Genomic DNA, 16,468 nt, shown 5'->3' with positions numbered 1-16,468 from the left:
TTTGTGCCATCAGGCATCTTCGCTAAAATTGTCTGCTAGACAATTTCTACTTCACGCTATACTACTCTGCGTTATCTAAAAAATCTTTTACGCGTTCGGTTAATTTATCTAAGAACGATTTGCGTTCTTTAACAGGTTTTTCAATCTCTTCTTCATCAACAGCTTCATCCTTAATTTGCTCTTCATACATCTCCTGTTCTTGCGCTTCAACTTTTTTACGTTCCTTACGTTTTAAGCCATCCAACACTAAGCCAACTGCCGTAGCGTAGAGCGGACTTGTAACATCCGCATCACTATCGCCTGCCAAATGCTCGTTAGGGTAACCTATTCTGGTATCCATGCCGGTAATATATTCTACCAATTGCTTTAAATGTTTTAACTGGCTACCACCACCGGTTAATACAATACCCGCAATAAGTTTTTTCTTCTGCTCTTCGTGCCCGTAGTTTTTAATCTCTGCAAAAACTTGCTCTACAATTTCTACAACACGCGCATGAATAATTCTCGAGAGATTTTTGAGGGTTATCTCTTTTGGCTCTCTTCCTCGTAATCCTGGGATGGACACAATCTCGTTATCCTTATTTTCACCAGGCCACGCAGATCCAAATTTTATTTTAAGAAGTTCAGCTTGTTTTTCAATAATGGAGCATCCTTCTTTAATGTCTTCTGTTATAACATTACCACCAAAAGGTATTACTGCTGTATGACGTATGATACCATCTCTAAAAATAGCCAAATCGGTAGTCCCGCCACCTATATCTATTAAAGCTACACCGGCTTCTTTTTCTTCTTGACTTAATACTGCGTTTGCAGAAGCTAGCGGTTCTAAAGTAATACCTTCAAGGTTTAACCCAGAACTTTGCACACAGCGCCCAATATTTCTTATAGAAGATACTTGACCAACAACTACATGAAAGTTAGCTTCCAATCGTCCGCCATACATCCCAATAGGCTCCTTTATTTCTGCTTGCCCATCAACCTTAAATTCTTGTGGCAACACATGGATAATTTCCTCACCTGGAAGCATCACCAGTTTATGAACCTGATTAATTAACCTGTCAATATCATCTTCATCTATAACCGTTTCAGAATTTGGTCGTGTGATATAATCACTATGTTGTAAACTTCGTATATGTTGCCCCGCAATACCAACCGTTACTTCTTCAATTTTTAACTCTGCCGTAGCTTCAGCTTCTTGAACGGCCTGTTGAATAGACTGAATAGTTTGTGTAATATTATTGACTACACCACGGTGCACACCTAAACTTTTAGATTTACCAATACCTAAAATTTCGAGTTTGCCGTATTCGTTCTTACGACCAATCATCGCCACAATTTTTGTGGTTCCTATATCTAAACCTACTGATAAATTATGCTCCATATGTTAAGCTTTGGTACACACTACTTGATTATCAAACTGCAAATTCACTTTGCTATATTTATCCAACGTCTTCTCTTTTAAACTCTTTTTATAAAACGCCTTTAAATTATTTATCTTTTTATCTAAAAAACTTAATTCTCCAAGATTCACAATAAAATCACATTGTCGCAATCTTAAAGCCAAAGCACCATTTATATTTTGGTGAATCTCTACGACATGGTGTTTTAAAAAATCGTCCGTTCCTACCTTTCGGGCAACCTGAAAAACATTTTTCAAATTGTTTTTCTCTACATATCCAGTAACTAAAGGCACTCTTGCAGTAAAATTAGATGACAAAGGCATATAATTACCCTCATCATCTATATAATAAGATGCGTTCGTGCTTACTCTCGCAACAGGTCTTTTTTGTTTAATTTCGGCATTAAGTGTACCATTTACAGCAACATACACTTCAGCCGATTTTATCATGGGATTAGAATTCAGGGCGTTTTCTAATGTATTCAAATCTAAAGTTTCTTTAGCCTCATTTTCAACGCGCTGTTGATTTTGTATTAACAATTTACTAACAGTCTCATGAGTGATAAAAAGATTGTTTTCACCTAAAAATGAGATGTTAGCTTTTGATATTTTTCTAACATCATTTTTAACTGATGAAAAGGCATACAAAAGCACTACTATTATAAGTAGGGCCAACATTTTTATGTAATTCCAATTAACTTGCAACACTTAATCCTTTTTTAATATGCTTTACTTCTTCCCCTATATCACCAGCACCAATAGTTAAAATAACCTGTGCTGCACTTTTTTGTATTTCTGAAATTAAATTCTTTTTAGATACTAATTTTTTATTAGTATTATCAATTTTATCCAGTAACCAACTTGAAGTTACACCTGCTATTGGCAACTCTCTAGCAGGATAAATATCGAGCAATAACAACTCATCAAATTGCGACAAACTTTTGGCAAAACCATCAATAAAATCTCTGGTTCTTGAATATAAATGCGGTTGAAAAATGGCTAGCACCTTTTTGTTAGGATACATTTCCCGAACTGCATTGTGCACTGCTTTTATTTCTTCTGGATGATGCGCATAATCATCAATAAACACCAAATCATCGGTTTTTATTTGATATGAAAATCGGCGTTTTACCCCTTTATAAGAAGCCAGCGCATTGGCAAGCTTCTTTTGAGATATGCCAAACTCCGTAGCCATTGCCATTGCTATTAATGCGTTAGACAAATTATGTCTTCCTGGGAGATTGAACTTTAAATTCTTTATAATCTCCTTAGGCGTTCTAATATCAAAAACATAAGTGCCATTTTCAATTTTTATGTTTTGAACGGAGTAATCAGCATCATCCTCTATACCATATGTAATTCCTTTTAAAGGCAATCCGTTTCTAACAAACAATTTGCCGTTAGGTTTTATTTTTTTTGAAAAATCTTTGAATGATTTTATTAATTCTGAAGCGTCTCCATAAATATCCAAATGATCTGCGTCCATTGATGTAATACATGCCAAATTAGGAGACAGCGTTAAAAACGACCTGTCGAACTCATCAGCTTCGACCACTGAAACCTCATCGCCATTCAAAATTAGATTCGAATTATAGTTTTCACTAATTCCCCCCAAAAATGCTGTTAGTTTCACATCAGACTGATACAATAAATGTCCTAATATACTGGTTGTAGTAGTTTTACCGTGTGTTCCTGCAACGGCCAAACAAAATGTATTTTCTGTAATTATCCCTAAAACTTGAGAACGCTTCATTACGCTGAAACCATGTGATATAAAGTAGTTTAGTTCTAAATGCGCTTTTGGTATTGCAGGTGTGTACACGACCAATGTTGCATCCCTATCTTTAAACGTTTTGCCTATATTCAGCACATCATCTTTAAAATGAATAGAAACACCTAAATTCTCTAAAGCCTCGGTAATTTCAGTAGGTGTTTTGTCGTACCCTGAAACCTCTTTTCCAATAGATTTGAAATAGCGCGCCAAAGCACTCATACCGATACCACCGATACCAATAAAAAATACGTTATTTACGCTATTCAAATTCATTTATTTAGTAGTTTTTCAACTTCGTCAACAATATCATTGGTGGCATTTACTAAAGCTAGTTTTTTTATATTTTTACTTAATTGTAATTGTCTTTCCGCATCAGACTTAAGTCTTGAAAATGTGTTTTCAAAATTTGCATCTAAATCGGCTTCTTTTATCAATAATGCCGCATCCTGATTCACTATGGCCATGGCATTTTTGGTTTGATGGTCTTCAGCCACATTGGGCGATGGAATGAAAATTACAGGTTTGCCAACGATGCATAATTCCGACACCGAACTAGCACCTGCTCTAGAAATAATAATATCTGCAGCAGCATACGCTAAATCCATCTTATTTAAAAACTCATAAACTTGGACGTTCTTAGAGTTACCGTAAAATTTGTATTGCTGATAATAAAGTTTACCACACTGCCAAATCACTTCTATATTCTGTGTATCAAAAAAATCTAGCTTTTGCTCGATCAATTCATTAATCCGTCTAGAGCCTAAACTACCACCTAATACTAATAAGGTATATTTACCATGCTTTAGGTTGAAATAATTTTTTGCTTCTACCGTTTTTCCTTCCACACTCAATAAATCTTGCCGCACAGGATTTCCGGTAATCCTAATTTTCTCCTTAGGAAAAAACCGTTCTAGCCCTTCATAAGCAACACAAATTTTATGTGCTTTTTTTGATAGAATTTTATTCGTGATTCCAGGATAGGAATTCTGTTCTTGTATCAATGTTGAAATACCATTTGAAGCAGCCATTTGCAACAAAGGACCACTGGCAAAACCACCTGTTCCAATTACCACATCCGGTTTAAAAGTCTTTATGATTTTTCTCGCTTTCCATAGACTACTCAATAGCTTAAAAGGGAACATTACATTCTTTAATGTTAATCGCCGTTGAATACCCGAAATCCACAATCCTTTAATCTCGTATCCTGCTTGTGGCACCTTTTCCATTTCCATTCTATCCTTAGCACCAACAAATAGAAATTGAGATTCTGGATACCTACTCTTTAACTCATTCGCAATGGCTATTGCAGGATAAATATGACCACCCGTGCCACCTCCTGAAAGAATTATTTTATATGCTTCTTTATTTGCCATTAATTAAATTTCCAATATTCAAAAAACTAAATTTCAAAACGCTACGCTAACCCGTATCCTGTCTATTGCCTTAAATCGTTTCCGACAAGATTTCTAGAGGATTGTCGTCATTTATTTCTTGTTGTTTTATTTCTTCTCGTCTCGCACTTACACTTAAAATAATACCTATAGCTAAACAGGTCATCCAAATGGAAGTACCTCCACTACTAATAAGCGGTAATGTTTGCCCAGTTACGGGAAATAACTCCACAGCAACAGCCATATTTATTAATGCCTGAAAAATTATAGGCAAACCAACACCCAGCACCAATAATTTTCCAAAAACTGAGTCAGCTTTTTGCGCAACAATAACCACTCTAAATAACAACCACAGATATAACAGCATTATAAGAAAACCACCTATTAATCCGTATTCTTCTATAATGATTGCAAAAATGAAATCTGAAGACGATTGTGGCAAAAAGTTCTTTTGGATACTTTTTCCAGGACCAACACCTCTTATTTTTCCTGAAGCTATAGCTATTTTTGCTTTTTCAATTTGATAATCGGCCTCGGTATCTTCGCCATTCCAGTAATTCGCGATTCTGTTTTCCCAAGTATTTACTTTTACTTTTAACGGACCATCTGTCATTTTCGCAACCAACACAAAAAACGTAAGTGCTAATACACCAGAGCCTAAAATAATTGCCAAATATTTTGCAGGGTACCCTCCCAAAAACACCAACACCAACACCATAGTAAATATGATGGCTGTGGTTGAAAAATTGGAAGGTAAAATTAAAATAAGGATTAAGAAAACTGGTGCCCAAAGTGGTAAAACAGAAGATTTAAATGTTATAACTTTATCCTTCATTTTAGATAAATACCGTGCCACATAAACCATTAAAACCACAGATGCCAACGTTGATGTTTGAAAAGACATACCTCCAAATGTTATCCATCGGCTTGCACTTGCGCCTTCAACAGTTGTGCCTTGCAAAATGGTAATGGTAAGCAATACCAAAACAATAGGAATCATTACTAAAGACAACCCCCTGAAATAACGATACGGTATTTTATGCACACCATACATAATAGAAAAACCAAGCAATAAGTGCACAAAATGTTTTACAAAAAAAGTAAACGTATTGCCTCCACTTCCTCTGTAGGCTAAATTACTTGCAGCACTGTATACCGGTAAAAACGATAGAATAGCTAATAGTGCTACTATTGCCCAAATCAACCGGTCTCCTTTTATATTTTTAAATATTTGCTGCATTTATTTTATTGAATAATACTTTAACCTCGTTCGGTGAGTTATTTAAGCTTATAAATTTCTGACTGCATCTTTAAATTGACGCCCTCGATCCTCATAGTTTTCAAACAAATCAAAACTTGCACATGCTGGCGATAATAACACATTATCTCCTGCTTCAGCAATCTTGTAAGCTATCTTCACCGCTTCGCTCATAAATTGAGTTTCCACAATAATATCTACCATGCTCCCAAAAGTGTCCATCAGTTTTTCATTATCAACACCTAAACAAATAATCGCCTTTACCTTTTCGTTTACAAAGGGAAACAACTCACGGTAATCATTACCTTTATCTACTCCCCCAACTATCCAAACCGTAGGTGTATCCATACTCTCTAATGCAAAATATGTAGCATTAACGTTGGTAGCCTTAGAATCATTTATATACTGTACCTTATTGATTTTAAGAACTTGCTCCAGCCTGTGCTCTACACCCTGAAAATTCTCTAAACTTTCGCGTATAGTTTGTTTTCGAATTTTCAATAAGTGTGCTACGGTTGAAGCAGCCATTGCATTTTTAATATTGTGTTTACCTTCGAGGGTTAAGTTAGTTGTTGGCATAATTAGTTTGTCGTTTTCTATCGTTATTATTAGTTTGTTATTTTCAAAATATGCACCATTTTCAATCTTTTCTTTGAGCGAAAATGGCAGTAATGTAGATTGAACTGGGTTGGTTTTTAAGTGGTTCACTATCACTTCGTCATCCGCATCATAAATCAAATAATCATTTGACGTTTGATTCATAGCAATTCTAAATTTTGCTTTCACATAATTTTCGAATTTATACGCGTACCTATCCAAATGATCGGGTGTGATATTGGTGATAACAGCTATTTTCGGTTTAAAATCAACAACGTCATCTAACTGAAAACTGCTGATTTCTAGCACATAGTTTTCATAATCTTTTTCTAGCAATTGATTCGCAAAACTGTCTCCAATATTTCCAGCTAAACCCACATTCAACTCATCTTTTAACAAATGATGTGTTAACGTTGCCGTAGTGGTTTTTCCATTGCTTCCCGTAATTCCAACTATTGTGGCATTAGTAAATTTTGAAGCAAATTCAATTTCAGAAACCACAGGAATATCTCTAGCCCTAATAGCTTTTATTAAAGGAACCGTTTCAGGAATACCAGGACTTTTCATTACCAAGTCTGCATTCAAAATTTTAGCCTCTGTATGTTGCGCCTCTTCCCATTCAATCTCATTATGTAAAAGAACTTTTTTGTATATATCCTTTAGTTTCCCTTTATCGGAAACAAAAACATCATACCCTTTGGCTTTTCCTAAAAGCGCAGTACCTACACCACTTTCGCCCCCTCCTAATACCACCAGCCTTTTCATGCTATCTAATTTTCAATGTTACTATTGAAATTATAGCCAGCAGAATACCTACAATCCAAAATCGAGTTACGATTTTACTTTCGTGATATCCTAATTTTTGATAGTGATGATGTAAGGGTGACATTTTAAAAATGCGACGACCCTCACCATATTTCTTTTTTGTGTACTTAAACCAACTTACCTGCATTACCACAGACAAGTTTTCGGCTAAAAAAATACCGCACATTAATGGTATTAACCATTCTTTACGTACAGCGATAGCAATTACCGCAATTATCCCTCCAATAGTTAAGCTTCCGGTGTCGCCCATAAATACTTGTGCTGGATAGGTATTATACCATAAAAACCCAATTAAAGCCCCAACAAAAGCCGCTATGTAAATAGTGATTTCCTCTACTCTAGGGATATACATAATGTTGAGATACTCTGAAAAAATGATATTACCAGATACCCAGGCAAAAATCCCTAGCGTTAGTACTATTATTGCCGAGGTTCCCGCCGCCAAACCATCTATACCATCAGTGAGATTTGCGCCGTTTGAAACAGCGGTTATAATGAAGATGGCGGCCAATACAAATATTACCCAAGCGTATTTACCTAACTCCGGACTTATCCAAGTGATTAAATTGGCGTAGTCAAATTCATTATTCTTTACAAAAGGAATCGTAGTTTTGGTAGATTTTTCCTCTGCACCAAACAACTTCGCAATTGGTAAATCAGGATTTCCTGCTAACAGTACTTTCTGTTGGCTCTCTGGTAATTTTTCCTTGATAACAACATCATTATTAAAAAATAGAGCTAGTCCCACTATAAGACCCAAACCTATTTGCCCCATTACCTTGAAACGCCCTTTTAATCCGTCTTTATCGTTTTTAAATTTTTTTTTGTAATCATCCAAAAAGCCAATGACACCCATCCAAACCGTTGTTACAATCAGTAAGATGATATACACATTTTCGAGTTTAGCTAAAAGAAATACAGGAATCAAAGTGGCCAGAATTATGATAATACCACCCATGGTTGGTGTACCAGCTTTTTCTGCTTGTCCTGCCAAACCTAAATCCCTAATAGTTTCTCCCATTTGTCTCCTCTGTAAAAAACGAATAATGCGTTTCCCGTAAATAGTAGAAATTAGCAATGATAAAATCATGGCTAAAGCACCTCGAAAGGTTAAAAACCCAAAAAGCGTTGCCCCAGGAAACTGAAATTCTTTTTCTAAATAATCGAATAGGTAGTATAACATGTATTCTATTTATTAAGATTCATCGCTAATGCTCTGAATGACACTCTGGCCTACTTTTGTAACTGTTTTAAAAATTCTTGAACGGTTTTATAATCATCAAAATCAAAGCGCTCTCCTTTAATTTCTTGATAGGTTTCATGCCCTTTCCCCGCTATTAAAATAATGTCGTTAGCCTCGGCCAATTGACAAGCCGTTTTAATCGCCTGCTTTCTATCAACAATTGACACTGTTTTTTTAAAATTTTGCGGTTCTACACCTTTTTCCATGTCCTGAATAATATCTTCCGGAACTTCACTTCTAGGGTTATCGCTTGTAAAAATCACCTTTGTGCTTAACTCCGAGGCAATATGTGCCATTTTCGGTCGCTTGGTTTTATCACGATCACCACCACAACCAACAACTGTTATAAGCGATTCATTTTTTGTTCGAATGCTGTTTATGGTTTCCAAAACATTCTTCAAAGCATCAGGTGTGTGAGCGTAATCTACTATTGCTGTAATTTTTTCATCAGATACTAAATACTGAAAACGTCCGCTTACACTTTGCAACTCACTAATCAATCGTAATACTTCAACTTTTTCAAGCCCTAATAATTCTGCTGTAGCATAAATTGCCAATACATTGTAGGCATTAAAGTTTCCTATTAATCGCGTCCATACTTCACTACCATCGATAGACAGCAACAGACCACTAAATTCATTTTCTAAAATCTGCGCCTTGTAGTCGGCATACCCTTTTAGTGCGTAGGTATATTTTTTAGCCTCAGTATTTTGAAGCATTACCAATCCGTTTTTATCATCGGTATTGGACAAGGCAAATGCGTGCTTACCTAAACCATCAAAAAATGACTTTTTCACATCTCGGTATTCAGCAAATGTCTTATGGTAATCTAAATGATCATGCGATAAATTGGTAAACACACCCCCTTCAAATCTTAAACCTTCTGCTCTGCTTTGATGAATACCGTGAGAGCTTACTTCCATAAAACAGAATTCCACACCAGCCTCATTCATTAGCTGCAAATACTTATTAATTGTTAAAGAATCTGGTGTAGTATGCGTTGCTTTGAATTCTTCATCGTCTACTAAAATCTTTACGGTTGAAAGTAACCCTACCTTATATCCTGCATTTTTAAACAGTTGATACAACAATGTAGTTACTGTAGTTTTTCCATTGGTTCCTGTCACACCAACAAGCTTCAAATTATCCGATGGGGAGTCGTAATAATTTGAAGCCATTATTGCTAGTGCTTTGTTTGAGTTGTCAACCTCTATGTATGTTATACCATCGTTTAAATTTGCTGGTAAAGCTTCGCATATTATAGCTTTTGCACCTTGCTTTAAGGCAATATCTATGTACTTATGCCCGTCGGTAACCGTACCTCTAACCGCTACAAAAACATCATTTTCGGCAATATTCCTAGAATCAAAATCAATAGCATTAACAGCTATATTTGTGCTTCCAACAACAGCATTAATATTTACCTTATACAATATGTCTTTAAGTATACTCACGAAACTTCTAATACAATTTTTTGATTCTTTTTTACTTTTTGTCCTTTTACAACGGATTGCTTCTTTACTATTCCTGCACCTTTAAAATTCACCTTTAAACCCATGTTTTCCAATAGCGCCACAGCATCCATAGCTGGCAGTCCTACTACATTTGGCATAATGGTTTTGTAGGTTTGTGCTGTTTTGTAATAGCTTTCAAATTGCTGTTCTACAGCGGCATGCTTTACTTCTAATGACTCTACTTCTTCAATTAACGGCGTATCTGTAAATATTTTTTGCGCAATGCTTTTAAAAACGGGCCCTGAAACATCAGCACCATAGTACCCAACAGTTTTATCAGGCTCGTGAATCACTACAATGCAAGAATATTTTGGGTTCTCCGCTGGAAAATAACCTGCAAATGAAGAAATGTAATTCAGCTTTTCCTTATCCCTATAGTCTTTCTGACAGGTACCTGTTTTTCCTGCCATGGAGAAATTCTTAGAATATAATCGGTGCCCTGTACCGTGTTTTTTCTCTACAACATTTTTTAATAGCTGCTGAAGCTTACCTATAGTTTCTTTTGAGCAGATTTGTTTGTTAATGACTTCCCTTTCAAAAGGCTCTATAGTTTTATCGAACTCTTTAACTTCCCTTAAAAATCGAGGTTTTACCATTACTCCATCATTAGCTACGGCATTGTAAAATGTTAATGTTTGGAGAGGTGTAAAAGACACGCCATACCCAAAAGCCATCCATGGCAACGCTATACCGCTCCAACGCTTATTTTTTATTCTTGGGTCTGGGATAATTGCCTCACCTTCCCCAATAATTGGAAGATTTAGCTTGTCTTTTAAATTCATATCATATAACCTATCAACAAATTTCGAAGGCTTATCTTTATAGGCATCATATACTGCCCTTACAATTCCAGTATTTGACGAAACCTCAAAAGCTTCGGCTACGGAAATCTTACCATAACCTCCCCATTTAGAATCTCGCACCTTTTTTCCGTAAAACGTCAATACACCTTTTTCGGTATCTACAACATCACTAGTATCTACTACTTTATCCTCAAAGGCAGCAGCAAGAGCCATTAGCTTAAATGTAGAACCGGGTTCGTGCGTTTCCCACACTGCATAATTTCTTCTTTCATAATACTTACCTTCGGTATTTCTACCTAAATTCACGATTGCTCGCACCTCACCGGTTTCAACCTCCATTACAATGGCACAACCATGATCTGCCTTATAATGCTCTAATTGTTTTAATAAGGCATGATGCGCGATATCTTGAATATTAACATCAATAGTTGTGTAAACATCCAAACCATCTTGAGGCTCAATTTTATTATAATCTACAATAGGTTTCCATTGGTTTTTACCAATTTGTTGTTTGGCATGTTTGCCATCTTTTCCTCTTAAATATTTTATGCCAAATGCACCATCAATACCAGGACGAGTAACATTTCCTTTTTCGTCAATACGCTCATAACCAATAGTACGTTGTGCGATACCACCCATTGGATGCTCGCGCTTTGTTTTTTGCTCTACGATTAAACCACCTTTAAACGGACTCATCTTCAACAAAGGATATGTTCTCATTCTCATATACTCAGAATACCCTAGGTTTCGCGCCAACATTAAATACCGATTTTTGTTAGCTCTGGCTTTACGGATTAAACGTTGATATTGAGATGACGTTTTCATACCAGGGAATTTTGCCAAAGAATCACAAAGTGGCTTTAAGTACGCTTCAAAAATTGAATTCTTTGGTGTTAACGCATCAAACCGAATATCATATTTAGGAATTGACGTTGCCAACAAATTACCATTTACCGAATACACATTACCTCGATTTGCAGGAATTACAAAGTCTTTCACGATACGCTCTTCAGCTTTAGCCCGATACGTATCACCTTGCACAAACTGTATGTTCCCCAACTTCACCATAACAGCGATCCCGAAGATGAACATGCACCCCGCAACAAAATACAATCGGTTTAATATGTGTTTTTCGCTTACTGCCAAAGCTCTAATTAATTTTGTGATTTTACTTTTATCTTTTTTGGTGGAATTACAGAAGGCATTAGTCCTTTCTCCTTCATTTTTGCTACCACTGCCGATTCCATTTTTAACTTCATCAACCTAGAACGGCCGTCTACAAACGCAGATCGCATTTCCTTTACCTCATTTTCTAAACGTGCAATCTCATGCACTTTTTCATCCGCACTATGCGAACTTGCAATCATTATTAATGCCAAAACCGAAATAAAAATGATAATGCGCCAATTTTTAAACGAATCGTCGCTTACCAAAAATGTTCCTTTTAATATGTTATAGATGTTTTTTTTCATCTACAGTTTTTCGGCAATTCGCAATTTTGCACTGCGCGCCCTATTATTTAATTTAACCTCTTCTTTTGCAGGGACCACTAAACCTCCCACCTTTTTTAAAGGCACCTCAAAATTTCCGTATATATCACGCTCTGGTTCGCCTTCAAACAATCCGTTTCTGATAAAACGTTTCACCAATCTATCCTCCAAAGAGTGATAGGATATAACACTTAACCGCCCACCTTGTTTTAAAATTTCTGGTGTTTGTAATAAGAATTCCTTTAACACCTCAATCTCCTGATTTACCTCAATACGTATCGCTTGATATATTTGAGCTAAAATTTTATTCTCATGTCGTGGCGACAAAAACTTTTGCAACACCTGTTTTAACTGTTCACTGGTTACAATTGGTTCATTTTGCCTATGCTCAACAATCAATCTTGCCATAGCCGGAGCAGACCGTAATTCACCATATTGTGAAAACACTTGTCGTAGCTGCTCCTCTTCATATTCATTAATCACATGATATGCCGATAATTCGTTTTGTTGATTCATACGCATATCTAACTTTGCTTCAAATCGTGTAGAAAACCCGCGTTCCGCAACATCAAATTGATGGGACGACACTCCAAAATCTGCCAAAATACCGTCAACCTCTTTTACGCCATGAAATCTCAAAAAACGTTTCACGTATCTAAAATTTTCATGTATTAATGTAAAGCGGTTATCATCAAGAGCATTAGCTAGCGCATCCTCATCTTGATCAAAGGCAAATAGCCTTCCATTTTCCCCAAGCCTACTTAAAATTTCCCTACTATGACCGCCACCTCCAAAGGTGACATCCACATAAACACCATCTGGCTTAATATTTAAACCTTCAACGGTTTCTTTTAATAGAACTGGATTATGATACATCATCGCTATCATCTTGCCCCATTACTTCTTCAGCTAAATCAGCAAAATCTAGAGCTGCATCGTCAATAGATTGCTCATACAAGTTCTTATCCCATATTTCGATAATATTAATCGACGGTGAGATTACAATGTCTTTTGAAATGTTAGCAAATACCGTTAAATCCTTGGGAATTAACAATCTACCATTTCCATCTACCTCAATAATTCTCGCACCAGCACTAAATCTTCTGATGAAATCGTTATTCTTTTTCTTAAACCTGTTAAGCTTGTTCATTTTCTGCATAAGCAGTTGCCATTCCGTCATCGGGTACAATTCCAAACATTTTTGAAATACAGAACGACGCAATACAAAACCATCATCTAAAATAGGCATCAACTGTTTTTTCATGCCAGCAGGAATCATCATGCGACCCTTAGCATCAACTTTGCAATTGTATGTCCCTATTAATGAATGCACTATAACAGCTTAAAATTTTGGTGTTTAAGTTTCAAATATATCAAAATTTACCACGATTTACCACTTTATCCCACTTTTGTTGATAATTTTTTAGATTCACGTGATTTTTATCCGATATCCAGTAAAAATATCTACAGCTTATCTCTAATTATCAATTGGTTGGATAAACTCCCCGCTAGTTTTCAACTGGTGTTAACAACACCCATTTTTAACGCACACGATTTAGTAAAAATTAAACTTCTAGAAATATGAATGATTTAACTATATTTGTTTTTAAGGAAACGGATGAACTAAGATTAATGGGGGATAGCTTAAGAAAAGAGAAAGACTACAGTTATATAGAAATTGGAGAAGGGATACCTATTATTGTGCTACATGGCCTAATGGGAGGGTTGAGTAATTTTGATGCCGTAAAACACTTTTTTAGTGAAAAAGGCTATAAAGTTGTAATTCCAGAATTACCTATTTATACCATGTCGCTTCTTAAAACAAACGTAAAAAGTTTTGCCAAATATCTACATGATTTTATAGAGTTTAAAGGCTTCGACGAGGTGATTTTACTAGGAAATTCCCTGGGCGGTCATATTGGGCTATATCATACCAAATTATACCCTGAAAAAGTAAAGGGACTAGTAATTACTGGGAGTTCTGGACTTTATGAAAGCGCGATGGGTAGCGGTTACACCAAACGCAGTGATTATGAGGTGATTAAAAAGAAAGCACAAGATGTTTTTTATGACCCTAAAGTGGCAACAAAAGAAATTGTTGACGAAGTTTATGCTACTGTAAACGACCGCAATAAACTTATTAAAACCTTGGCTATTGCAAAAAGTGCCATTAGACATAATATGGCCAAAGACTTACCTAAAATGAATGTCCCAACTTGTATTATTTGGGGTAAAAATGACAATGTTACACCACCAGAAGTTGCCGAAGAGTTCCATGAACTATTACCAGACTCTGATTTGTATTGGATTGATAAATGTGGGCATGCTGCAATGATGGAGCATCCGGAAGAGTTCAATACAATTTTGAATGCATGGTTAACTAAGCGCAAACTTTAAAAGTCCGAATAAAACCAAACACTTAATAATGTTGATTAAATCTGCCGAATTTGTTGTAAGCAATTCTGATGTGGCAAAATGCCCAAAAAGCAGCTTGCCAGAATATGCTTTTATTGGCCGAAGTAATGTAGGCAAATCGTCGCTGATCAACATGTTAACCAGCAGAAAAAACTTAGCAAAAACCTCTGGAAAACCTGGAAAAACACAATTAATCAATCACTTTTTAATTAACAAAAACTGGCATCTGGTTGATTTACCGGGATATGGTTATGCTCGGGTTTCTAAAAGTGCGAAAAAGACCTTCCAAAAATTTATTACACAATACTTTAGCCATAGGGAACAGTTGGTTACCGCCTTTGTTTTGGTGGATATTCGCCACAAACCACAGCCAATAGATTTAGATTTTATGAATTGGTTGGGAGAAAATGGTATCCCATTCTCCATTATTTTCACAAAAGCAGATAAATTAAAACCAAAAGCTATTGAACGACATGTTGGTGACTACAAAACTGTAATGCTAGAATTTTGGGAAGAGATGCCGAATTACTTTATTACATCATCATCTAACACTATGGGAAAAGATGATGTTTTGGAATATATTGCAGGGTTGAATGACGGTTTGAAATAGCCATGGACCACATCAACACTCTATAAAATACGATAGACAAAATCTAAATATCACCCCTTAACATCCAAAGCATCCCTTAAGGCGTTACCTATTAACATAAATGCCATTACTAAACTCATAATGCAAAGCCCTGGTATCATTGCCAAATAGGGTTTCCCTAGAATGATATAATTATAATGGTCTTTTATCATAGCACCCCAACTAGCCATGGGAGGTTGTGCGCCGATGCCTAAAAAGCTCAATCCGCTTTCTATTAAAATAGCCGCTGCAAAATTTGCTGCTGAAATTACAATAACCGGTGCCATAATATTTGGAAGGATATGTCTGGTAATAATTCTGAAATCATTATACCCCAAAGCTCTTGCTGCAGTAACATACTGCATTTCTTTAGTACTGATAATTTGACCGCGAACCACACGCGCCACTTCAACCCACATAGTTAATCCCACAGCAATAAACACCTGCCAAAAGCCTTTTCCTAAGGCTAAGGTAATAGCAATAACTAATAATAATGTAGGAATAGACCATGTTACATTGATAATCCACATTATAACAGCATCTACTTTACCACCAAAATAACCTGCTAAACTACCCATTAATATACCAATAACCAATGAAATGAATACCGCCACAAAACCTATAAAAAATGAAATTCTAGCACCTACCAAAACCCTACTTAATAAATCGCGTCCGTATTTATCTGTACCGAAAATAAAGGTCTTTTCCCTCACAAGGTCTTCAGCAGTAAATTCAGGAAAATTAGATAATTGTATGTATTTTTCAACCCCTTTTAAATTATCTGAAGCATATTCTGTGTAAGTTAAAATATCATCTTCAACCGTATAATCGGAAATAGGAACTTCAGTGTCCATATTCTTGGTGCCAAAAAATAGTTTGTCTAATACTGATTGATTATTTTTTACTTGAGAAGGTATGATTAACATCAATACCTTAAAACCAGGAGATTTAGAGTGAATAGACAAATGCATTTGGTTAGCATATTGTGAATTATCAGGTGCGAACACATAGGCAAAAACGGAAATCAATCCAACAAAAACGATAAAATAGAAACTGAAAACGCCCCAAAAGTTCTTTTTAAACTTTTGGAGCGCCAGTTGTTTTAGTGAGTTTGATGTACTACTCATTAAA

General features: G+C 35.9%; 15 protein-coding genes. 2 read left to right on the top strand and 13 right to left on the bottom strand.

Translation table 11 applies throughout. From position 1 onward, the window contains the following. Positions 1 to 61: 61 nt before the first annotated feature. The 12 genes from ftsA to mraZ all read right to left on the bottom strand — a co-directional run bounded on the left by ftsA (position 62) and on the right by mraZ (position 13,627). The gene (gene ftsA / locus BMY39_RS04935) at positions 62 to 1,381 is read right to left on the bottom strand and encodes a cell division protein FtsA (protein WP_092576377.1); all 1,320 of its coding nucleotides are present in this window, start codon (positions 1,379 to 1,381) and stop codon (positions 62 to 64) included. Between the two features lie 3 nt (positions 1,382 to 1,384). Beyond that, the gene (locus tag BMY39_RS04930) at positions 1,385 to 2,077 is read right to left on the bottom strand and encodes a cell division protein FtsQ/DivIB (protein ID WP_317039324.1); all 693 of its coding nucleotides are present in this window, start codon (positions 2,075 to 2,077) and stop codon (positions 1,385 to 1,387) included. Between the two features lie 16 nt (positions 2,078 to 2,093). Further along, positions 2,094 to 3,446, bottom strand: a complete 1,353-nt coding sequence (murC, locus tag BMY39_RS04925; protein WP_092576367.1) for a UDP-N-acetylmuramate--L-alanine ligase — start codon at positions 3,444 to 3,446, stop codon at positions 2,094 to 2,096. Further along, the gene (gene murG / locus BMY39_RS04920) at positions 3,443 to 4,546 is read right to left on the bottom strand and encodes an undecaprenyldiphospho-muramoylpentapeptide beta-N-acetylglucosaminyltransferase (RefSeq protein ID WP_092576361.1); all 1,104 of its coding nucleotides are present in this window, start codon (positions 4,544 to 4,546) and stop codon (positions 3,443 to 3,445) included. Before murG ends, murC begins: the two co-directional genes overlap by 4 nt. 70 nt (positions 4,547 to 4,616) lie before the next feature. Beyond that, a complete protein-coding gene (locus BMY39_RS04915) occupies positions 4,617 to 5,804 on the bottom strand; it encodes an FtsW/RodA/SpoVE family cell cycle protein (protein ID WP_092576356.1) in 1,188 nt (395 codons plus the stop codon). A 48-nt stretch (positions 5,805 to 5,852) separates the two neighbouring features. Beyond that, positions 5,853 to 7,184 (bottom strand): UDP-N-acetylmuramoyl-L-alanine--D-glutamate ligase, encoded by a 1,332-nt coding sequence (gene murD / locus BMY39_RS04910; protein WP_092576352.1) that lies wholly within the window; start codon positions 7,182 to 7,184, stop codon positions 5,853 to 5,855. Between the two features lies 1 nt (position 7,185). After that, a complete protein-coding gene (gene mraY, locus BMY39_RS04905) occupies positions 7,186 to 8,427 on the bottom strand; it encodes a phospho-N-acetylmuramoyl-pentapeptide-transferase (protein WP_092576349.1) in 1,242 nt (413 codons plus the stop codon). Positions 8,428 to 8,477: 50 nt separating this feature from the next. Continuing rightward, a complete protein-coding gene (locus BMY39_RS04900; protein ID WP_092576347.1) occupies positions 8,478 to 9,941 on the bottom strand; it encodes a UDP-N-acetylmuramoyl-L-alanyl-D-glutamate--2,6-diaminopimelate ligase in 1,464 nt (487 codons plus the stop codon). Further along, complete coding sequence (locus tag BMY39_RS04895) at positions 9,938 to 11,896, bottom strand: penicillin-binding protein (protein ID WP_092576342.1); 1,959 nt, start codon at positions 11,894 to 11,896, stop codon at positions 9,938 to 9,940. The genes BMY39_RS04900 and BMY39_RS04895 overlap by 4 nt, the downstream gene beginning before the upstream one ends. Before the next feature lie 62 nt (positions 11,897 to 11,958). Continuing rightward, entirely contained in the window at positions 11,959 to 12,276 is a 318-nt protein-coding gene (locus tag BMY39_RS04890) for an FtsL-like putative cell division protein (RefSeq protein ID WP_092576337.1), read from the bottom strand. Next, on the bottom strand, positions 12,277 to 13,173 hold the full coding sequence (gene rsmH / locus BMY39_RS04885) for a 16S rRNA (cytosine(1402)-N(4))-methyltransferase RsmH (protein WP_092576332.1): 897 nt from the start codon (positions 13,171 to 13,173) through the stop codon (positions 12,277 to 12,279). Next, on the bottom strand, positions 13,160 to 13,627 hold the full coding sequence (gene mraZ, locus BMY39_RS04880) for a division/cell wall cluster transcriptional repressor MraZ (protein WP_092576330.1): 468 nt from the start codon (positions 13,625 to 13,627) through the stop codon (positions 13,160 to 13,162). Before mraZ ends, rsmH begins: the two co-directional genes overlap by 14 nt. A 299-nt stretch (positions 13,628 to 13,926) precedes the next feature. Here mraZ and BMY39_RS04870 point away from each other — a divergent pair, with 299 nt between their 5' ends. Both BMY39_RS04870 and yihA read left to right on the top strand, forming a co-directional pair. Beyond that, positions 13,927 to 14,691, top strand: coding sequence for an alpha/beta fold hydrolase (locus tag BMY39_RS04870; protein ID WP_092577692.1), 765 nt, complete (start codon positions 13,927 to 13,929; stop codon positions 14,689 to 14,691). A gap of 28 nt (positions 14,692 to 14,719) precedes the next feature. Continuing rightward, positions 14,720 to 15,319, top strand: coding sequence for a ribosome biogenesis GTP-binding protein YihA/YsxC (yihA, locus tag BMY39_RS04865; protein WP_092576324.1), 600 nt, complete (start codon positions 14,720 to 14,722; stop codon positions 15,317 to 15,319). 50 nt (positions 15,320 to 15,369) lie between these two features. Here the strand turns inward: yihA and BMY39_RS04860 are convergent, their stop codons facing one another. After that, positions 15,370 to 16,464 carry an ABC transporter permease gene (locus BMY39_RS04860; protein ID WP_092576321.1) on the bottom strand — a complete coding sequence of 365 codons (1,095 nt, stop codon included), beginning with the start codon at positions 16,462 to 16,464 and terminating at the stop codon, positions 15,370 to 15,372. Positions 16,465 to 16,468 lie beyond the last annotated feature (4 nt).

Source organism: Hyunsoonleella jejuensis (genome assembly GCF_900111025.1).
GTDB lineage: Bacteria > Bacteroidota > Bacteroidia > Flavobacteriales > Flavobacteriaceae > Jejuia > Jejuia jejuensis.
This window is presented reverse-complemented; position numbering and strand designations above follow the sequence as displayed.